The following is an 18,683-nucleotide window of genomic DNA, read 5'->3' on the forward strand; positions in this document are numbered from 1 at the left end:
TCCGTGGAGCCGTCGATGAGGGAGTGTGGGGCCGTCAGCCCCCCGAGCGAGTATCGTCGACTGGTAGAGACAACGGGAGTTGCGGAATCTCGCCCCGCCGGCTCCTCTCCGAATTCGGGGTCGAGAAGTCGTGGCCATGCCTCTGCCCGAGGCGAGAGGGGATAGATAGCGACGACCTCATCCTGTTGGCTCCTCCTCGCGGACCACGAAAAAACCACTTCGAAAAACGACGAACGAAGCCAAGTAGATTTTCGCGAAACTCGTGCGGCGTGAGACGCTTGCGTCGTTTTTGGGTGGCGAGCGAGATGACGAACGAAGCCAGGTTCGGGCTCGTCCACGGGGGAGTCCTCAAGAGCGGCGGCCGACGGGCGTCCCGGCGATTCGGCCGCCTGGCCCCTTGACGACGGGCGGCACGGGTGCTTACAGTGGCATCTCACAATTCGGCGCGCATCTTATCCAGAGTGGCTGAGGGAAAGGCCCTATGACGCCACAGCAACCGGTCCGCCGTCGAGGCGGATGCTGGTGCTAACTCCTGCCCGGCGCCCATCACGGCGCGCACGGGACAGATAAGATGGTCATCGGCGGCGGCGCCGGCATTAGGCCCGTCCCCGACCCATTTCATCGCCTTCGAACACCCTGGACTGATGCGCCCCGGAACGGGCCGACGCCGCGTCGCGCGGGTCGCCGTGTTCGGTCGCGTCACTCACGGTCGGGGGTGGATCCGGTGTCAGGCGAACTCGTGACGGGCTTGAAGTGTCGTCTCTGCGGCAAGCTGTACGGCAAGGACCAGGCGCTCAACTTCTGCACCGATGACTTCGGGCCGCTCGAGGTGGCCTACGACTACGAGGCCGTCGCCCGGACGTTCTCCCGCGAGACGATCACCGCGCGGCCCCGGACGATGTGGCGGTATCGCGAGCTGCTCCCCGTCGACGGCGAGCCGACCGTCGGCCGGCACGTCGGCTGCACCCCGCTGGTCCGGGCCGACCGCCTGGCGAAGGCGCTCGGCGTCGCGGAGCTGTACATCAAGAACGACGCGGTGATCCATCCCAGCCTGTCGTTCAAGGATCGCGTCGTCGCCGTGGCGCTCTCCAAGGCCGTCGAACTCGGCTTCGAGACCGTCGGCTGCGCTTCGACCGGGAACCTCGCGGGCAGCGTGGCGGCCAACGCGGCGGCGGCGGGCCTGGAGGCCTACGTCCTGATCCCGGAGAACCTGGAGCAGGGGAAGGTCCTCGGCGCCACGATCTACGGCGCGAAGGTCGTGGCCGTGAGCGGCAACTACGACCACGTCAACCGGCTCTGCTCGCAGATCGCCTTCCGCTACGGCTGGGGCTTCGTCAACGTGAACCTCCGGCCGTTCTACGCCGAGGGCTCCAAGACGATGGGCTTCGAGATCGCCGAGGACCTCGGCTGGCGCGCGCCCGACCACGTCGTCGCCCCGATGGCCGGCGGCAGCCTGATCGGCAAGCTCCACAAGTCGTTCCGGGAGCTGGAATCGCTGGGCCTGCTGGACGGCCCCGTCGCGACCAAGATGTTCGGCGCCCAGGCCGCGGGCTGCAACCCGATCGCCAACGCGGTGAAGACCGGCGCGGCCAAGGTCAGGCCGATCCGCGAGCCGGACACGATCGCCAAGAGCCTGGCCATCGGCGACCCGGCCGACGGCTGGTTCGCCTCCAAGCTGATCCGCGAGACCGGCGGCTGGAGCGAGGACGTGTCCGACGAGGCCATCGTCGACGCCATGCGGCTGCTCGCCGAGACCGAGGGCATCTGGGCCGAGACCGCCGGCGGCGTCACGCTGGCCGTCGCCCGGAAGCTCATCGAGGAAGGCAAGATCGACCGCGACGGGTCCACCGTCCTCTGCGTCACCGGCAACGGCCTGAAGACCCAGGAAGCCCTCGTCGAACGCCTCCCCCGGCCGGTCGTCATCAAGCCGACCCTGGAGGACTTCGAGTCGCTAGTCGACCAGGGGGCCGAGGCGTTCGACCAGGCCCCGTTCGCCGCCGCGTGGAACTGAGCGACGGGCGGGGGCCCGGCGAGAAACGCCGGCCTCCGCATCCTTTATATGTAGGCAGCAGCCAGGAACCCACCCATGCCAGTCGTCCGCATCCCCACCCCGCTCCGCCCCCAGGCCGGGGGGCTCGACAAGATCGAGGCCGCCGGCGCGACCGTTGGCGAGGTCCTGGCCGACCTCGGCCGCCAGCACCCGGCGATCCAGGAGCGCCTGTTCGACGGCGCCGAGATCCGGCGGTTCGTCAACGTCTACGTCAACAACGAGGACGTCCGCTACCTCGACGACCTGGACACCCCGGTCGGCGAGAAGGACGAGGTCAGCATCATCCCGGCCGTCGCCGGGGGCTGAGCCCCGCGACCGAGCCGCACGCACGCACGAAGCCCGACGAGCCGAGCCGCCCCGAGCACGCCCCGGAGCCCCACATGCCCGCCCCCGCCTCGACGCCCGCGCCCGACCCGCTCGACCGCTACTCGCGCCAGGTCCGCTTCCCCGCCCTCGGCGAGGACGGCCAGCGCGCCCTGATGAACAGCCGGGTCACGCTCTGCGGCTGCGGCGCGCTGGGGACCGTGCTGGCCAACCACCTCGCCCGCGCGGGGGTCGGCTTCATCCGGGTCATCGACCGCGACTTCATCGAGACCCACAACCTCCAGCGCCAGATCCTGTTCGACGAGCAGGACGTGGCCGACAACCTCCCCAAGGCCGAGGCCGCCGCGCGGAAGCTCCGCAAGATCAACAGCGCGATCGAGATCGAGGCCGTCGTCACGGACATTGACCACACCAACGCGCTGGACCTGATGGGCGACGCCGACCTGATCCTGGACGGCACCGACAACTTCGAGACCCGCTACCTCATCAACGACGCGGCGGTGAAGCTGGGCAAGCCCTGGATCTTCGGCGGTGTGATCGGGGCCGAGGGCCAGTCGATGACCATCATCCCCGGCGAGACCCCGTGCCTCCGCTGCGTGATCGAGACCGCGCCGCCGCCGGGCATGACGCCGACCTGCGAGACCGCCGGCGTGCTCGGCCCGGCGGTCGCCGTGATCGCGTCGTTCGAGGCGGTCGAGGCGATCAAGGTCCTGGCGGGCAAGAAGGAGGCCCTGAACCGCGACCTGATCATGGTCGACCTGTGGGACTGGACGTTCCGCCAGCTCAAGATCTCGGGCCTGCTCGGCAAGGTGGATTGCCCCTGCTGCAAGCACCGCAAGTTCGAGTGGCTGGAGGGCGAGGCGGGCTCGCACACCACGGCCCTCTGCGGCCGTAACGCCGTGCAGGTCGCCAGCCGACGCCCCGAGCCGCTGAAGTTCCCCGAGATGGCCGAGCGGCTGCGGCCCCTGGGCGAGGTCCGCCACAACGCCTTCATGCTGCGGTTCGCCGCCGACGGCTACGAGTTCACCGTCTTCCCCGACGGCCGGGCGATCATCAAGGGGACCAACGACATCGCCAAGGCCAAGACCCTCTACGCCCAGTTCGTGGGCGCCTGACCCCCGCTCCCCCTCCCAGCACGAACGCCCGCCCCCCGACCCGGGGCCCCGGAGCCCGCCATGATCTACCTGGACAACGCCGCCACCAGCTTCCCCAAGCCCGAGGCCGTCTATCGGGAGATGGACCGCTTCGCCCGGACCTCGCTGGCCAACCCCGGCCGCGCCGGGCACCGCATGGCGATGCAGGCCGAGAAGACGCTGGACGAGGTCCGCCACGCCCTCAACCAGTTCTTCCGGGGCGAGTCCCCCGAGCGCTGGGCGTTCACCCTCAACTGCACCGACGCCCTCAACATGGCGATCAAGGGGGTCGTCAACGACGGGGACCACGTCGTCATCACCGACCTGGAGCACAACTCCATCAGCCGCCCCGTCCGGGCGTTGGAGCAGGCCGGCAAGATCACGGCCACGCGGGTCGTCTCGCGCGACGGCTACGTCGCGGCCGAGGACGTCGCCGCCGCGATCACGCCGAAGACCAAGCTCGTCGCCATGACCCACGCCAGCAACGTCCTGGGGACCGTCCAGCCGATCGAGGCGATCGCGAAGGCCGTCCGCGAGGCCGGCCCTCTGCTCCTGGTCGACGCCGCGCAGTCCGCGGGGGTCGTGCCGATCGACCTGAAGGCGACCCCCATCGACTTCCTGGCGATCCCCGGCCACAAGGGGCTCTACGGCCCCACCGGCACCGGCGCCCTCTACGCCGGCCCCCGCGCCGACGGCGTGATCCGCGCCTGGCGCGAGGGGGGGACCGGCGGCGACTCCTCCAGCGAGTTCCAGCCGACCCTCCGCCCCTACTTCCTGGAGGCCGGCTCGCCCAACGTGCTGGGCGTGGCCGGGCTGGGGAAGGGGATCGCCTGGGTGGCCGAGCGCGGGCTCGACGCGCTCCGCGAGCACGAGGTCGGCCTGCTCCAGCAGGTCGTCGACTGGGCCGAGCGGTCCGAGGGCTGGCGCGTGGCCGGCCTGTGGGACCCGGCGCGGCACGCGGGGGCGCTCTCGCTGTTCACGCCCGAGGGGATCTCGCCCCAGGAGCTGGCCGGGATCCTGGACGTGTCGTTCGACATCGCCGTCCGCCCCGGGCTGCACTGCGCCCCGTACATCCACCGCAACCTGGGCTCGTTCCCCGACGGCCTGCTGCGGCTCTCCCCGTCGCCGTTCACCACGGCCGACGACGTGGCGACCGTCCTCGACGCGCTGACGGAGATCACCGCGGGCGTCGCCTGACCCAACCCCCCGCCCGCTCCGGTCTTCCCGGGGCGGGCCTCGGCGGGCTAGACTTGGGCGGTCTTTCCCGGCTCGATCCGCACGCCACGCCACGCCTCGCAGGGGGAACGCCGCTCGATGTCGCTCGCCGGCCTGTTCGCGATCCTGGTCATCGGCCTGAACCTCCTCGCGCTGCCGTTCCTGGCGCTGCTGCTCGTCGCCGCGGTCTCGGCCATGACCGGGTCGAGGCGGACCGCCGTGCCCCCCGAGCCCGAGACCCGCTTCCTGATCGTCATCCCGGCGCACGACGAGCGCGAGGGGATCGCCCGGACCGTCGAGAGCTGCCGCGCCCAGGAGTATCCCGCCGGCCTGTTCGGCGTCCTGGTCATCGCCGACAATTGCACCGACGAGACCGCCGCGCTGGCCGAGGCCGCCGGCGCCGAGGTCCTCGTCCGGAACACGCCCGACCGTCGCAGCAAGGGCTACGCGATCGAGTACCTGATCGAGCGGCTCCAGGAGTCCGGCCGGTTCGACGCGATCGACGCCCTCGTCATCATCGACGCCGACACGTTCGCGACGCCGGACCTGCTGCGGAAGTTCGACGCCAAGCTCCGCGAGGGGAACGACTGGGCCCAGTGCTACGACACCGTCGCCAACCCGGACGCCTCGTGGCGCACGCGGCTGATGACCTACGCCTTCAGCCTGGTCAACGGCGTCGTCCCCTACGGGCTGGGCCGTCTGGGGGTGCCGTCGCCGCTGAACGGCAACGGCATGTGCCTCACCACCCGCGGCCTCAGGCGCGTGCCGTGGCGGGCCTACGGGCTGGTGGAGGACTACGAGTTCTCCTGGACCGTCCACCGCGCCGGCGAGCACGTGGCGTTCGTCCCCGACGCCGCCGTCAAGGCGACCATGCTGGAGAAGGGGGGCCGGGCCGCCGCCGCCCAGCGCCAACGCTGGGAGGCCGGCCGCAAGGACGTGAAGCGCCGGCTCTTCGGCGAGGTCCTCCGCGACCGCGAGATGGGGCTCCGGGAACGGCTCGTCGCGCTGGTGCAGCTGAAGACCCCGCCGACGATGAAGCTGCTGACGCTGCTGGGCCTGCTGACGGGCCTGAACGTCGCCGCCCTCGTCGCGCTGGGCGACCCGACGGCCGGGCCGCTCGGCTGGATCCTGATCGGCGCCTGCGCGCTCTCGGTCGCGACCGTGGGGCTGTACGCCCTCAGCCCGTTCGTCGCCTTCGGAGTGCCGTGGCGATACCTGGGCGTGCTGGCCTACGTGCCGGCCTACGGGCTGTGGAAGCTGACGATCGGGACGCGCCGGAAGCCGGCCGACTGGGTCCGCACGGCGCGCGAGCCGGCGGCCGGCGACGGGGCGGCCCGCCGCGCCGTCGCGGCCGAAGCGGCGGAATAGCAACTTGTCAAAGGCCGCGAAATGCTGTCGAATTGAGTAGTCGAATCAGGGGCCCGGGGGATGCCAATCGGCCCCCCCGGGGTCCGGGGCATGCCCGGGCCCGGCCTCCCATCCCGGCGGCCTCGCGGCGCGCCGGGTCGCCGCGCCCTTCCATGGGCCCGATTGTGACGCCCGAAAGAAGCCGCCCTCGTGGAGCGGCCCGTGGGGCGTACAGGAGTGATTTTTGATGGCTGTCCGCGTCGGTATCAATGGCTTCGGCCGCATCGGCCGCCTCGTCTTCCGCATCCTGGCCCAGCGGCCCGAGCAGTTCGAGGTCGTCGCGATCAACGACCTGGCCGACCCCAAGCACCTGGCGTACCTGCTGAAGTACGACAGCGTCCACGGCGGGTTCGACGGGACCGTCGAGGCCGCCGAGAAGGGCCTGGTCGTCAACGGCAAGACCGTCGCGATCACCTCCGAGAAGGACCCGGCCAACCTGCCGTGGAAGTCGCTCGGCGCCCAGATCGTCCTGGAGTCGACCGGCTTCTTCACCAGCCGCGAGCAGCTCCACAAGCACATCGACGCCGGCGCCGAGCGCGTCATCCTCAGCGCCCCGGCCAAGGACAAGCTGGACGCCACCGTCGTCCTGGGCGTCAACGACCAGGTCCTGAACAAGGACTCGCGGATCGTCTCCAACGCCTCCTGCACCACGAACTGCCTGGCCCCGCTCGCGAAGGTCATCAATGACGCCTTCGGCATCGAGAAGGGCCTGATGACGACGATCCACGCCTACACCAACGACCAGCGCGTGGCCGACCAGATCCACAGCGACATGTACCGCTCCCGCGCCGCGGCGATCAACATGATCCCGACGAAGACGGGCGCCGCCAAGGCCGTCGGCGAGGTCATCCCCGAGCTGAACGGCAAGCTGACCGGCTTCGCCATGCGGGTCCCGGTCCCCGACGGCTCGGTCGTCGACCTGACCGCCATCCTCAAGAAGACGGTCACCAAGGACGAGCTGAACGCCGCGGTCAAGGCCGCCGCCGACGGCCCGCTCAAGGGGATCCTCCAGTACAACCCCGACCCGATCGTCTCCAGCGACATCATCGGCAATTCCCACTCCTCGATCTTCGTCCCCGACCAGACGACCGTCCTCGAAGGGAACTTCGTCAAGGTCCTCTCGTGGTACGACAACGAGTGGGGCTACTCCAGCCGCACCGCCGAGCTGATCGCCAAGATGGCCGCCCTCTGATCCGAGCGGCCGGCCGACCGACCGACCGACCGACCCACGACGGGGCCCGCCGCCAGGCCGGCCCCCGACCACACGGCCCGCTTCGACGCCCCCCGGCCCGCCGGGTCCGCGACGGAGCGGGCCTTTTCCTTATCCCCCCATCAGGAAACGCCCATGCCCAAGCAGATCGTCCGCGACCTCGACGTGAAGGGGAAGAAGGTCCTCGTCCGGGTCGACTTCAACGTGCCCCAGGCCAAGGACGGGGAGATCGCCGACGACCGCCGGATCCGCTCGGCCCTGCCGACTCTCAACGACGTGCTCGACCGCGGCGGCTCGCTGATCCTCATCAGCCACCTCGGCCGCCCCAAGGGGGGCGACCCGGAGGCCGACGCCCCGTTCAAGCTGGACAAGGTGGCCGCCAGGCTCGGCGAGCTGCTCGGCAGGCCCGTCGTCAAGGCCGACGACACCGTCGGGCCCTCGGCCCGGAAGCTCGCCTCCGAGCTCCAGCCCGGGGGCGTCCTCGTCCTGGAGAACGTCCGCTTCAACAAGGGCGAGAAGAAGGGCGATCCCGAGTTCGCCAAGGCCCTCGCCTCCCTCGGCGACGCCTACGTCAACGACGCCTTCGGCACCTGCCACCGCGACGAGGCCAGCATGGTCGCCGTCCCCGAGCAGTTCCCGGCCGACAGGCGCGCCATCGGCTTCCTCGTCGAGAAGGAGCTGAACATCCTGGACACCCTGCTGAAGAACCCCAAGCACCCCTACGTCGCGGTGATGGGCGGGGCCAAGGTGTCCGACAAGATCCTCGTCATCGAGAGCCTGCTCAAGCAGGTCGACAAGCTGCTGATCGGCGGCGCAATGACCTACACCTTCCTGAAGGCCCAGGGGGTTGAGATCGGCAAGAGCCGCGTCGAGCTGGACAAGCTGGACGTCGCGCGGAAGCTGCTGGACGAGGCCGGCGACAAGATCGTCCTGCCGGTCGACCACCTGATCGCCGACAAGCCCGAGGCCGGCGCCCAGACCAGGACCACCGAAAGCACGGCCATCCCCGAGGGCTGGTTCGGGATGGACATCGGCCCCAGGACGATCGAGCAGTACGCGAAGATCGTCCGCGAGGCGGGCACCGTCGTCTGGAACGGCCCGATGGGGATGTTCGAGGTCGAGGCGTTCGCCGCCGGGACCAAGGCCGTCGCCCAGGCGCTGGCCGACGGCCAGGGCGTCACCGCCGTCGGCGGCGGCGAGTCGGCCGAGGCCGTCGAGAAGTTCGGCCACGCCGACAAGGTGAGCCACGTCTCCACCGGCGGCGGCGCCTTCCTGGAGTCGCTGGAAGGCAAGCAGTTCAACTCGATCAAGGTCATCCCCGACCGCTGATCGCCGCCGCGCCCGCGCCCCGGCGCGGCCGGGGCGCGGGCGTCCGCGTCAATACTCGATGTCGGTCGCCGGGGAGACGACGGCCGCGGGTCGGCCGACGATGATCTGGCGCACCTCGCCGACGATCCCGACCGGCACGCCCACGAACGTCGCGGCGGCGGCCTTCACGAGGCGGTTGTCGCCGGCGTTGTCCCAGTACTCGCGCGGGGTGTACAGGATCGGGTGCCGGTCGACGACCGTGACGCCACGATCGGCCGGGGCGGCCAGGAACGCCTTGTCCTCGGCGTCGAGCCCGGCGATGGCCGGGTCCTCGACCACGGAGGCGCGACGACGCCCCGCGCCGTGGCAGCCGGACGCGGCCAGGGCGAGCGTCGCCAGCGTCAGAATCGCGAAAACCTTCCGGGTACTCATGGTCCTCGGTCCTCACGTCGGTTCGACGCGCGCGGGGTCTGTGTTCCGCGTTCCTTCGCGGTCGTCGAGCAAGCATAGCCGACGATCGCCGGCGCGGCGGCCGATCAGCGGGTCGCGGGGAGTCCGAATGTGACGCACCAGTACGGCGTGCCGTCTTTGTCGGTCGCGTAGCCCAGGCCGATCTGGTTGTAGCCGCCCAGGATGTTCTTCCGGTGCGGCGCGCTGGTGAGCCATCCGCGCATCACCAGCTCCGGCGAGTAGTGCCCCACCGCGACGTTCTCGCCGCACCGCCGGTACTTGTAGCCCCGCGCGACGACCCGATTGGCGATCGTCGACCCGTCGGCCCCGGCGTGGGTCATCTTCCGCCGCTCGGCCATGTCCTCGGCGTGGGCCTGCGCCGCCTCGCTCAGGCGTCGGCTCTCGGACAGCCTCGGCCGGCGCTTCTCCTTCCGCGCGCGGTTGTGTAGCGCGAGGAGCTGGTCCAGGATCTCGTCGACCTCAAGTTCCCCGGGCATGTCCGGGCGGGGCCAGGGTTGGGGAGGCTCGGCCACGGTGAGGGGGCGTCGCCACACCTCGACGTTCGCGCAGCCGGCGACGGCCGCGAGGCAGGCCAGCGCCAGGACGGCCCGGACGGTCGAACGGGTCGTGACGATGAACATGGTCGATTCGCCCCTCGGCCCCTCGGATGCATTCCGGCGTATGCGATCCGCCCCCGTCGAGCGTATCATATCCCGAGGAGCCCGCCGCCCCGACCCCAGCGCCCCCCGAGCCCATGCCCGAAACTATCTTCATCGCGATCGACCTGGAGACGACCGGCCTGGACGTCGCGAGCGATCGCGTCGTCGAGATCGGCGCGATCGCGTTCGACGGCGGCGCGGAGCTGGAGCGGTTCGAACGGCTGATCCGGCCCGACCGCCCGATGCGGCCGACGGCCACCGCCGTCAACGGCCTCCGCGACGTCGACCTCGCCCACGCCCCCCGAGCGGCCGAGGTCCTCCCCGAATTCGCCGCCTTCCTCGACCGTTTCCCGACGGCCCCGCTGATCGCCCACAACGCGGCCTTCGACGCGGGCTTCCTGGGGATGGAAGCGGCCCGCGCGGGGATCGCGATCCCCGGCCGCCTGATCCTCGACACGCTGGCCCTGGCCCGTTCCGCCCTGCCGGACCTGCGGAGCCATCGGCTGGACCTCCTGATCGAGCACCTCTCGATCCGGCCCCGCGCCCGGCACCGCGCGATGGGGGACGCGGAGGTCTTAATGGATCTGTGGCCCCGCCTGGGCGGCCCCGCCTGGGCCGAGTGCGACCCCGTCGCCTATCCGATCCGCGACGGCTCGCGCGCCGTCCTCCGCCCCGCCGGATGGGAACGGCTCGACGAGGCGGTCGAGTCGCGCTGGCCGATCCGCATGGCCTACGCCGGCGGCTCGCGCGGCGCCGCCCCGCGCTGCGTCACGCCCCGGCGCTTCGCCCATCGCGGGGGGATCGCCTACCTCGTCGCCCTGTGCCACCTGGATTCCGTCGAGAAGTCGTTCCGGCTCGATCGCATCCGGGCCTATGAGGTCGTCGACAACCCCGGGGAGACGGCATGGCCCGCCTGCTCGTCAGCGTGAGATCGGCCGACGAGGCCCGCCTCGCCCTGGCCGGCGGGGCGTCGATCATCGACGTGAAGGAGCCCGCCCACGGCCCCCTCGGCCGCGCCTGCTCCGGGGCCTGGGCGCAAGTCCGCGAGGTCGTCCCCGCCGACGTGAAACTCAGCGCGGCGCTCGGCGAGCTGACCGAATGGCGGGGCGACGATCCCCCCGGCGTCCCACCGGGGGCGCTGGCGGAATTCGACTACCTTAAGGTCGGCCTGGCCGGCGTCGGCCCAGACTGGGAGGACGAGTGGCGGGCGCTGGCCGATCGCCTGGACGCCGGCCGAGTCCGCTGGATCGCCGTCGCCTATACGGACTGGGAGGCGGCCGGCGCGCCCTCGCCCACGGCGCTGCTGCGCGCGGCCTTCCCCTTCCGAGGCGTCCTGTTTGACACGTGGGACAAGTCGAAGCCCGCCGCCTGGCCGCCGGACTTCCTCGACGTGCTGGCGGGCTTCCGCGATCGCGACGCGACGATCGCCCTGGCCGGCGGCCTGACCGTCGACCGGCTGGCCGAGATCTCCCCGTTCCGCCCCGACATCGTCGCCGTGCGCGGCGCGGCCTGCGTGAACGGCCGACGCGACGGCGACATCGACCCGGCGCGGGTCGCGGAACTGACCTCGCTCGTCGGCGAGATCGGCGCGGGCTGATCGCCGCGCCTCATTGGGCATCGGAGCCTCGGCCGATCGACCAGGCCGCCCGAGGACAGGCGGTGGAGCGAGTGGCCGGCTGGGGACGCAAGACGACGGCCGACGAACTGCCCCGCGGGGTCGTCTGGGTATGCCTGCTCATCGCTGGCGAGGTTTTCTTGCTGGTACCCGTCCACCGGGACATGGTGTTCGACCTGCTCGGCGGCCGCGAACCGCGTGTCTTCGCCGATCTCGAGCTTCGTCTCCGCGACATCGGCTGCTACCGTCCGGGGCCGTCCGTCGGATCGCCGGCGACCTCCGGCCTCCGCTCCCATCGCCACACCAGCCCATCCTCGGGATCGACGACCTCGCCCAGCTTGGTGAATCCGCACTTCTCCAGCACGCGGGCCGACGGTCCGTTCTCCGGCTTCGTGTGGGCCCTCACGATCCGGACCCGCTCGTCGGCAAAGGCGAACTCTGCCAGGGCCGCGGCCGCCTCGGTGGCGTATCCCCGCCCCTGGTATTCCTCGTCGATGCCGTAGGCCAGCTCGACCATTCCGTCGGAGTCCGGCGGCCCCTTGAACGCACAGCCGCCGACCGAGGCCTGGCCGGCCCGCTCCTTCACGGTGTAGCCGAGCGACCACGGGTCGCCTTCCGGCGTCGAACGCACCCGATCCACCCACGCGGGCGAAACCTCGGCGCGGACATCGGGCGGCAACGATTCGACCCACGCGAACACTTCATCCGGGGTCTGGAGGACCAGGTCGAGCCGGGGCGTCGGGATGACGAGCGGGGGCATGGGGAGTCCTCGGCCATGGGGCAGGGGGCCAGGCGCTCGGACAGCACGGGAGCGAGCGAGGTTCGCGCGTCCGCGGGAGGGCGGGAAGGTCGGATGAGCGGACGAACCACTGGCACGGCGCGGGCGTCGGATGCGAGGATGTCACCCGGAGGCCGATGATGCGTTTCAGCAAGGTCGAAGCCGAGCGCGAGGCCATCCGCCTCGCCGAGAGGCTCGTCGCCGCGGACGGCGGCGCGGGTTGGACCTGCCTGGGCGCGTCGCCCAACGTCCTGGCCCCGGGATACAAGAAGCGCAAGAACATCATCAAGTGGAGCGTCGCGTTCGATCGCTCGTCCGGCGGCGTGATGATCGATGGACCGGTAGTCGTCCACGTCGACATCGAGACGGGCGCCGCCGACTACTTCTGAGCGTCAACGAGGGCCGTCGCCTCCACCGGAGACGGGACCCCGGCCTGCTCCCCGCGAGTGCCGCGCCACCACCACCGAGAGCCGCGTCCGTGCCATCTTCCCGGGACAATCCTCCTCCATCCTCCCGATCCGCCGAGCGATCCCAGAGGCTGGCTCGCGTCTTCAAGACGGCCATCCTGGGCGTCACGGCGCTGTTGCTGGCCGGGATGCTCGCGGGGACGGCGCCGGGGCGATACGCGGCGGCGTGGGCTTATGGGAAGGTCGGCCGCGGGATCGCGCGGCTGACCGGGTCGGGGGACGATCGCGCGTGGGTCGACGAGGAATGGCGTCGGCGTCGGCGGTTCGACATGGAGCAGGCGCGGATCAAGCTTCGCGCGGCCTACGACGGCTACGACGCGAAGCTGCGAGCACTTGTCCGCGCGGCGGGGCTCGACCCGGAACACGCCCTGTTGCGGTGGGGGAACTTCGACAAGGCGCTCCTGCTCCCATCGACGGTCTTCGAGCCCGACGACTCGGGCCGATCGTACCGCTTCCGGCCCAACTTCCGCTCCATCTGGGTCCGCAACCTCAAGGCGAGCGGGGGCGTCCTGGCCTACTTCCCGATCCCCGACGAGCCGGGAGTGCTGGCGCTCGCCGAGGCCGCCGGCGCGTCGATCGTCCGCGAGTCGGTCCAGACGACGAACTCCTGGGGCCTGCGCGGGGGGGAGCCCGACCTGTCGGCCGACCTCAAGGGGGTCGTCCTGGGCGATTCCTACATGCAGGGCCTGTTCGTGGGCGACGACCAGACGCCCGCCGAATGCCTCAAGCGAGACCTCGCCGATCGCCTCGGGACGACGGTCGAGGTGCTCAACACGGGGCACCTGGGCTACTCGCCGGAGCAGGAGTATTTCACGCTGCTGGAATACGCCGACCGCTTCCCGCCGCGATTCGTGGTCCTGAGCCTGTTCGCCAACGATTTCGGCGACCTGTTCGAGGTGCTCGAAGGCCGGGCGGACTGGGAGGAGAACCGCTACTGGATCGGCAAGATCGCCGCATTCTGCGCCGGGCGGAACGTCCCGCTGCTGGTCGTCCCCGCCCCGTGGGCGGCGCACATCGAGGGAACGCGTCGGACGGCCCACTACCCCGGCCGCATCCCCGACATCCTCCCCGAGTCTGCCGTCTACTTCGACCCGATGGAGGACTTCATCGCGGCCCACGACCGCGAGACGGCCGCCCTCCGCGACCGGGGCGAGCCGACCACGCCGAGCCCCCTGTTCAACGGCAGGCTCGGCGACGGCCATTTCTCCCCCCTCGGCTGCCGCGTCTGGGGGGAATCCGTCGGCGAGCGGCTCGCCCGGTTGCTGGAACGTCGCGGGGCGGCGGCGTTGGGCGATCATCCCGACAACATCAGCGACCCGAGGTAGGCGAGGCAGGCCGCCACGTCGATCATCGCCAGGAGCGCCGCGAACGCGACCGCGCCCAGCCAGGCCCGTCGCGGCATGGACGATCGCGCCAGCATCAGCGGCCGGATCGTCGCCGCCAGGAACAGCAGGGCCATCGCCGGCTGCATCCCTCGCGCTCCTTCCAGGTGCCGCGAGCCTTGCGGAGACCCGGCGTACTGGGGATTCCCGCTCGCGATCGCCGCGGCGGCCAGCGGGCCGACCGCCATGAGCAAGGAGAGGCCGAGCATGACCGCGAGCAAGATCCGTCGCGGCCACGTCCCTCGCGCCGGCGGGCATTCGATGGCCATCGGTGCCGTCCGATCGCGTCGGAACCGTCGCAGATTGCGCGCGAACTCGACCCAGACCCAGATCGATCCCAGGACCAGAGGGACCAACATCGTCGCGAGGACCGCCGGCCGGTCGTCCCCGCGGAGCATCACCGCCGACAGGCACGGCACGACCAGCGGCAAGGCGAGGGCCATGCCGAGCGACTGCTCGAACTCGCCCGGTTCGAAAGGGGCCGTCGCGCGGGTCGGCTCCGCCTTCATCGTCGACGTCGCCCCGACCGCCTTCCACGCGATCCGGATCGCCGTGCTGAACGACAGTAGCCCGTAAACGATCCACACCCCGACGAACGGCAAGCCCCCGCCGCCCGGCCGGGGCTGGCCGAGCGCCCACGCCTGGATCCAGAACATCGCGGCGATCGCGAAGCCCATCCCCATCCTCCGCTTCCAGCCGGCGGGCATGACCTCCCAGGTCCAGCGTCGGAAGGGATAGAACGGGTCGTGGTAGTGGCTCCGGCCGTCGCGGGCGGGGAACAGGTCGTCCATCCAGCGGGGTTGGTACCAGGCGAGGAACGCGACCCAGGCCGCCGCGGTCAGCGCCCCCGGGATGATGCCCGCGACGGTCTCAACGAACGCGGGGGACGCCCCGGCCGTGGCCGCGAAGGCCAATCCCTTCAGCTTCGCCCAGGCGGCGCCGGCCCCGCCGATCGCTCCCCCGGCGGCCCCCGCGAGGGCCGCGCGGGCGACGCCCGCGGAGACATCCGGGACTCCCGAGGGATTCGCCGCCGCGGCGAGCACGTCGGCCAGGGGGACGGAGGCGAGCGAGACGCCGGAAGCCGTCAGCCGCTCGTGGAGCCGGCGCAGGCCCTCGGAGACGCGCCGGGAGACGGTCGACTGGTGGACCCCCAACCGGGCGGCGACCTTGGCTTGCGGCAGCGATCGGAGGAAATGCAGGACGATCGCCTCGCGGAGTTCGTCCGGCAGGGAGTCGACCGCTTCGTCGAGGACCGGCTCGACCTCGCGCCACGGGGAAGGATCGGGGGCGGCGTCGAACTCCTCTCGGACGGCCTTTCGCTCGTGGGCGCGACGCCGACCCCGCGCCCGGACGGCGTTGAGCGAAAGCCGGGTGGCCGTCGCGTGCAGCCAGCCGGCGACCGAGGCGCGGATCGTGGTCGCGCGGCTCGCCAGGCGGAGGAAGCTCTCCTGCGTCAGCTCCTCGGCGTCGTGGCGGTCGCCCGTGACGCGCAGGCACGTCCCGTAGACGAGCCCCGCGTGGCGACGGGCCAGCTCGGCGAAGGCGTCGGCCTCGCGCCTGGCGACGAATCGACGCAGCAGGGTCTCGTCGTCCTGGATCTCGGCGGGATGGGCTAGCGACGTCATCTTGGGCTCCTCGGACGCGACTCGGGCCGGGCTCTCAACAGGGAGACACCGGCCGGGGTCGGCCCATGCGAGGAACCGGGGGGCGTCAGGCGACGTCGAACGCCGCGACATAGGGCGAGTCGGCGGGCGCCTTGCGGGAGCGACGGTTGGCCGGCTTGAAGTCGGCCTTGTCGATCTGGTAGCGGCGCAGCTTCTCGCTGATGCTCCGGCGCGAGAGCCCGCAGTGCGCGGCGCACTGGTCGATCCGACCGTTGTACTTCTCCAGGACGCGGGCCAGGTACACCTTCTCGACGCGGCGGGTCAGCTCGTCGGTCAGCTCCTGGAGCGGGCGCTCGTGGTCGAATTCCAGGCTGAACGGCTCGTCGCGGCGGGGGACGATCTCCGGGGGGAGGTTCTCCGGCTCGATGGTCGGGCCGGGGGTGGTGAGGACCATCAGCTCGATGGCGTGCTCCAGCTCGCGGACGTTGCCGGGCCAGTCGTAGCGCAGCAGCCGCGAGAGCGTGGCCCGGGACATCGTCCGGGCCGGGAGCCCCCGTTCCTCCATCTTGTGGAGGAAGTGGTGGACCAGGATCGGCACGTCGTCGAGCCGGTCGCGGAGCGGGGGCGCCTCGATCGAGACGACGTTGAGCCGGTAATACAGGTCGCCGCGGAACCTCCCGTCGGCGACCGCCTCGGCCAGGTCCACGTTGGTCGCGGCGAGGACGCGGCAGTCGGACTGGATCGGTTCGAGGCCGCCGACGCGCTCGAAGCGGCCGTCCTGGAGGACGCGGAGGAGCTTGGCCTGCATCCCCATCGGCATCTCGCCGATCTCGTCGAGGAACAGGGTGCCGCCGGCCGCCGTCTCGAACCGGCCGATGTGCTGGCGGTCGGCCCCGGTGAACGCGCCGCGCTCGTGGCCGAACAGCTCGCTCTCCAGGAGGTTCTCGGGGAGCGCGGCGCAGTTGACGGCGACGAGCCTCCCCCCCGGCTTGCGGGTCACGTCGCTCTGGTGCAGCGCCCTGGCGATCAGCTCCTTGCCGGTGCCGGTCTCCCCCGTGATGAGGACCGTGCAGGGGGAGGACGCCACCCGCTCCACCCTGGCGAACACCTCCGACATCCGGCGGCTGCGCCCCAGCATGTCGTGATAGGCGTGGCGGCGGCGCAGCCTGGCGTTCAGGGCCGCGATCTCGTCGGTCAGCGTGCGGTCCTTCAGCGCCTTTTCGACCTGGTGGCGGAAGAGGTCGCGCTCGATCGGCTTGAGGACGAAGTCGACCGCGCCGAGCTGGATGGCCTCGACGGCCGCCTCGACGCTGGGGTCGCCGCCGACGACCATGACCGAGACGGGGAGGTCGCGGGCGCGGATCTCCCGGATCAGGTCCAGGCCGCCGACGCGGGGCAGGTTCAGGTCGGTGACGACCAGGGAGAAGGGGCGCTCGACCAGCAGCTCGAGCGCGGCGGTGGCGTCGTTGACGACGATCACGTCCCGCCCGGGGCCGGCCAGCAGTTGTTCGAGCTGCTGGCGGTAGAGTTCGCTGTCTTCCACGACGAGGATGCGTCGGTCCATGGCGTCCTCATCCAGTTGAGGCGTCTTCCATTCCTATTCGTCGCCCGGCCGAAGCCCGACCCGCCATGATGCGAAAGAGCGCGACGCGCGATCCGGCTCCATCGACTCATCCGCACTATACCACGACGCCCCCCGCGTTCAACCCCAATATCCCGGGGGCCGGGGGGTTGCGCGTCGTCGCGGGCTCGCCCCCGTGGCGCGGCGAGCGGGCCGGCGTCGTCGTTCGGATCGGCGACATAAAAATTCCCTGAACCGGCCGCTTGCGTGTCCATGGGTCGTCGGATACTAATAACCACGCATCGCTCCTCGCGGACGCTTGCCGCCGCTCCCAGGTCGCGGCTGGCCGCCCGCGGGGGGGCGGTCCGGCGCGATGGGGTTCTCCCGGACGCCTCGCCGCTTCCCTCTCCTCATTTCCGATCGTCGTCAGCGGAGGTTCGTCATGTTGCCTTCATCGTCCGCTCCGCGCGCTATCGGCGCGCCGTCGCGCCGCCCCGGCTTCACGCTCATCGAGCTGCTGGTGGTGATCGCCATCATCGCCGTGCTGATCGCGCTCCTCCTCCCGGCCGTGCAGGCGGCGCGCGAGGCAGCCCGCCGGATGCAATGCGTCAACAACCTGAAGCAGATCAACCTGGCGATGCACAACTACGTGGACGTGGTGGGCGCCTACCCCTACGCCGGCGGGTTCGGCACCAACGGCAAGGGCTGGGGCTGGATGCCGATGATCCTGCCGCAGCTGGAGCAGTCGGCCCTGTACAACGCCATCAATTTCATGGACAGCTGCGACTGCCTCTCCATGTCCACCGTGAGGCGGATCGTCATCGCCTCGTTCTTCTGCCCGACCGACCCGAACGCCAACCGCCTGTACAACGACCGGACCACGCCCGGCGTGGCCTGCGCCGGCGGCGACGCCACCCGCGACAACCCGGCGACCAATCGCCAGAACGGCATGCTGGCCAACTACACCGGCAGCTTCGGCGACGGCTACAACAACAACCCGAGCAACCCCTACGACACCGCCGGCGCGGCCCTCCGGTACGGGTGCGGCGGCTGCAACGCCTCGGGCGGCGCGACCGAGACCCCCGCCGCCGACTGCACCGCCCCGACCGGCGCCTACGGCTCGGGGATGAACCATCGCGGGCTGTTCGACTACCGCAGCGTCTCCCCCGCCGTCACGATCTCCTCGATCACCGACGGCCTGAGCAACACCTTCGCCCTCGGCGAGGTCGCCTCCGTCGTGCGCTCCGCCAGCGCCGTCTGGTATTCCAGCACCGGCGCGACGAACGGCACCTGCCTGCCGATGAACTTCACGCTCCAGCGCTGCCTGCGCGACCCGACCTACGCCAACGCCAACAGCTGGTCGGGCCGGGGCTTCTCCAGCTTCCATTCCGGCGGCTGCAACTTCGGCATGGCCGACGGCTCGGTCCGCTTCGTCAAGCAGTCGGTCGACCAGCGGACCTACAACGCGCTGGGGAGCCGTCGCGGCGGCGAGGTGGTCAGCTCCGACGCCTACTGATCCG

17 protein-coding genes and 1 riboswitch are annotated in these 18,683 nt (G+C 71.1%); of the genes, 12 read left to right on the plus strand and 5 right to left on the minus strand.

The window, feature by feature from the left end; all coding sequences use genetic code 11:
• Positions 1 to 449 precede the first annotated feature (449 nt).
• Positions 450 to 573: riboswitch (SAM riboswitch) on the plus strand.
• A gap of 166 nt (positions 574 to 739) precedes the next feature.
• The 7 genes from thrC to WG209_RS04340 all read left to right on the plus strand — a co-directional run bounded on the left by thrC (position 740) and on the right by WG209_RS04340 (position 8,668).
• Positions 740 to 2,011 (plus strand): threonine synthase, encoded by a 1,272-nt coding sequence (gene thrC, locus WG209_RS04310; RefSeq protein ID WP_337173924.1) that lies wholly within the window; start codon positions 740 to 742, stop codon positions 2,009 to 2,011.
• 75 nt (positions 2,012 to 2,086) lie between these two features.
• A complete protein-coding gene (locus tag WG209_RS04315) occupies positions 2,087 to 2,356 on the plus strand; it encodes a ubiquitin-like small modifier protein 1 (RefSeq protein ID WP_337173777.1) in 270 nt (89 codons plus the stop codon).
• A gap of 74 nt (positions 2,357 to 2,430) precedes the next feature.
• Positions 2,431 to 3,489, plus strand: coding sequence for a ThiF family adenylyltransferase (locus WG209_RS04320; protein WP_337173778.1), 1,059 nt, complete (start codon positions 2,431 to 2,433; stop codon positions 3,487 to 3,489).
• Positions 3,490 to 3,549: 60 nt separating this feature from the next.
• On the plus strand, positions 3,550 to 4,704 hold the full coding sequence (locus WG209_RS04325; RefSeq protein WP_337173779.1) for an aminotransferase class V-fold PLP-dependent enzyme: 1,155 nt from the start codon (positions 3,550 to 3,552) through the stop codon (positions 4,702 to 4,704).
• Between the two features lie 117 nt (positions 4,705 to 4,821).
• Positions 4,822 to 6,090: a glycosyltransferase family 2 protein gene (locus WG209_RS04330; protein WP_337173780.1), complete on the plus strand. Its 1,269-nt coding sequence runs from the start codon at positions 4,822 to 4,824 to the stop codon at positions 6,088 to 6,090.
• Between the two features lie 226 nt (positions 6,091 to 6,316).
• Entirely contained in the window at positions 6,317 to 7,321 is a 1,005-nt protein-coding gene (gene gap, locus WG209_RS04335) for a type I glyceraldehyde-3-phosphate dehydrogenase (RefSeq protein WP_337173781.1), read from the plus strand.
• Positions 7,322 to 7,474: 153 nt separating this feature from the next.
• Positions 7,475 to 8,668, plus strand: coding sequence for a phosphoglycerate kinase (locus WG209_RS04340; protein WP_337173782.1), 1,194 nt, complete (start codon positions 7,475 to 7,477; stop codon positions 8,666 to 8,668).
• Between the two features lie 48 nt (positions 8,669 to 8,716).
• On the opposite strand, the gene WG209_RS04345 is transcribed toward WG209_RS04340, so the two are convergent.
• The gene (locus WG209_RS04345) at positions 8,717 to 9,079 is read right to left on the minus strand and encodes a hypothetical protein (RefSeq protein WP_337173783.1); all 363 of its coding nucleotides are present in this window, start codon (positions 9,077 to 9,079) and stop codon (positions 8,717 to 8,719) included.
• A gap of 104 nt (positions 9,080 to 9,183) precedes the next feature.
• On the minus strand, positions 9,184 to 9,738 hold the full coding sequence (locus WG209_RS04350; protein ID WP_337173784.1) for a CAP domain-containing protein: 555 nt from the start codon (positions 9,736 to 9,738) through the stop codon (positions 9,184 to 9,186).
• Positions 9,739 to 9,851: 113 nt separating this feature from the next.
• Here WG209_RS04350 and WG209_RS04355 point away from each other — a divergent pair, with 113 nt between their 5' ends.
• Both WG209_RS04355 and WG209_RS04360 read left to right on the plus strand, forming a co-directional pair.
• Positions 9,852 to 10,685: an exonuclease domain-containing protein gene (locus WG209_RS04355; protein ID WP_337173785.1), complete on the plus strand. Its 834-nt coding sequence runs from the start codon at positions 9,852 to 9,854 to the stop codon at positions 10,683 to 10,685.
• Positions 10,661 to 11,353 carry a (5-formylfuran-3-yl)methyl phosphate synthase gene (locus WG209_RS04360; protein ID WP_337173786.1) on the plus strand — a complete coding sequence of 231 codons (693 nt, stop codon included), beginning with the start codon at positions 10,661 to 10,663 and terminating at the stop codon, positions 11,351 to 11,353. Before WG209_RS04355 ends, WG209_RS04360 begins: the two co-directional genes overlap by 25 nt.
• A 259-nt stretch (positions 11,354 to 11,612) precedes the next feature.
• Here the strand turns inward: WG209_RS04360 and WG209_RS04365 are convergent, their stop codons facing one another.
• Entirely contained in the window at positions 11,613 to 12,131 is a 519-nt protein-coding gene (locus tag WG209_RS04365) for a GNAT family N-acetyltransferase (protein ID WP_337173787.1), read from the minus strand.
• 158 nt (positions 12,132 to 12,289) lie between these two features.
• Here WG209_RS04365 and WG209_RS04370 point away from each other — a divergent pair, with 158 nt between their 5' ends.
• Both WG209_RS04370 and WG209_RS04375 read left to right on the plus strand, forming a co-directional pair.
• The gene (locus WG209_RS04370; RefSeq protein ID WP_337173788.1) at positions 12,290 to 12,538 is read left to right on the plus strand and encodes a hypothetical protein; all 249 of its coding nucleotides are present in this window, start codon (positions 12,290 to 12,292) and stop codon (positions 12,536 to 12,538) included.
• A gap of 89 nt (positions 12,539 to 12,627) precedes the next feature.
• Entirely contained in the window at positions 12,628 to 13,941 is a 1,314-nt protein-coding gene (locus tag WG209_RS04375) for an SGNH/GDSL hydrolase family protein (protein WP_337173789.1), read from the plus strand.
• On the opposite strand, the gene WG209_RS04380 is transcribed toward WG209_RS04375, so the two are convergent.
• Positions 13,911 to 15,623 (minus strand): sigma-70 family RNA polymerase sigma factor, encoded by a 1,713-nt coding sequence (locus WG209_RS04380; RefSeq protein ID WP_337173790.1) that lies wholly within the window; start codon positions 15,621 to 15,623, stop codon positions 13,911 to 13,913. The two genes, WG209_RS04375 and WG209_RS04380, sit on opposite strands and share 31 nt — an antisense overlap.
• Before the next feature lie 85 nt (positions 15,624 to 15,708).
• The gene (locus WG209_RS04385) at positions 15,709 to 17,166 is read right to left on the minus strand and encodes a sigma-54 dependent transcriptional regulator (protein WP_337173791.1); all 1,458 of its coding nucleotides are present in this window, start codon (positions 17,164 to 17,166) and stop codon (positions 15,709 to 15,711) included.
• Positions 17,167 to 17,605: 439 nt separating this feature from the next.
• Here WG209_RS04385 and WG209_RS04390 point away from each other — a divergent pair, with 439 nt between their 5' ends.
• Entirely contained in the window at positions 17,606 to 18,679 is a 1,074-nt protein-coding gene (locus tag WG209_RS04390; RefSeq protein WP_337173792.1) for a DUF1559 domain-containing protein, read from the plus strand.
• The last annotated feature ends 4 nt before the right edge of the window (positions 18,680 to 18,683 follow it).

It is taken from the genome of Paludisphaera sp., assembly GCF_037189885.1.
GTDB lineage: Bacteria > Planctomycetota > Planctomycetia > Isosphaerales > Isosphaeraceae > Paludisphaera.

Excerpts from the sequence above, each read along its gene's own strand:
- WG209_RS04360 (WP_337173786.1), top strand. The coding sequence starts at position 10,661 with ATGGCCCGCCTGCTCGTCAGCGTGAGATCGGCCGACGAGGCCCGCCTC.
- WG209_RS04390 (WP_337173792.1), top strand. The coding sequence starts at position 17,606 with ATGTTGCCTTCATCGTCCGCTCCGCGCGCTATCGGCGCGCCGTCGCGC.
- WG209_RS04355 (WP_337173785.1), top strand. The coding sequence starts at position 9,852 with ATGCCCGAAACTATCTTCATCGCGATCGACCTGGAGACGACCGGCCTG.
- WG209_RS04350 (WP_337173784.1), bottom strand. The coding sequence starts at position 9,738 with ATGTTCATCGTCACGACCCGTTCGACCGTCCGGGCCGTCCTGGCGCTG.
- WG209_RS04345 (WP_337173783.1), bottom strand. The coding sequence starts at position 9,079 with ATGAGTACCCGGAAGGTTTTCGCGATTCTGACGCTGGCGACGCTCGCC.
- WG209_RS04325 (WP_337173779.1), top strand. The coding sequence starts at position 3,550 with ATGATCTACCTGGACAACGCCGCCACCAGCTTCCCCAAGCCCGAGGCC.
- WG209_RS04385 (WP_337173791.1), bottom strand. The coding sequence starts at position 17,166 with ATGGACCGACGCATCCTCGTCGTGGAAGACAGCGAACTCTACCGCCAG.
- WG209_RS04380 (WP_337173790.1), bottom strand. The coding sequence starts at position 15,623 with ATGACGTCGCTAGCCCATCCCGCCGAGATCCAGGACGACGAGACCCTG.
- WG209_RS04340 (WP_337173782.1), top strand. The coding sequence starts at position 7,475 with ATGCCCAAGCAGATCGTCCGCGACCTCGACGTGAAGGGGAAGAAGGTC.
- WG209_RS04370 (WP_337173788.1), top strand. The coding sequence starts at position 12,290 with ATGCGTTTCAGCAAGGTCGAAGCCGAGCGCGAGGCCATCCGCCTCGCC.
- gap (WP_337173781.1), top strand. The coding sequence starts at position 6,317 with ATGGCTGTCCGCGTCGGTATCAATGGCTTCGGCCGCATCGGCCGCCTC.
- WG209_RS04320 (WP_337173778.1), top strand. The coding sequence starts at position 2,431 with ATGCCCGCCCCCGCCTCGACGCCCGCGCCCGACCCGCTCGACCGCTAC.
- WG209_RS04365 (WP_337173787.1), bottom strand. The coding sequence starts at position 12,131 with ATGCCCCCGCTCGTCATCCCGACGCCCCGGCTCGACCTGGTCCTCCAG.
- WG209_RS04330 (WP_337173780.1), top strand. The coding sequence starts at position 4,822 with ATGTCGCTCGCCGGCCTGTTCGCGATCCTGGTCATCGGCCTGAACCTC.
- WG209_RS04315 (WP_337173777.1), top strand. The coding sequence starts at position 2,087 with ATGCCAGTCGTCCGCATCCCCACCCCGCTCCGCCCCCAGGCCGGGGGG.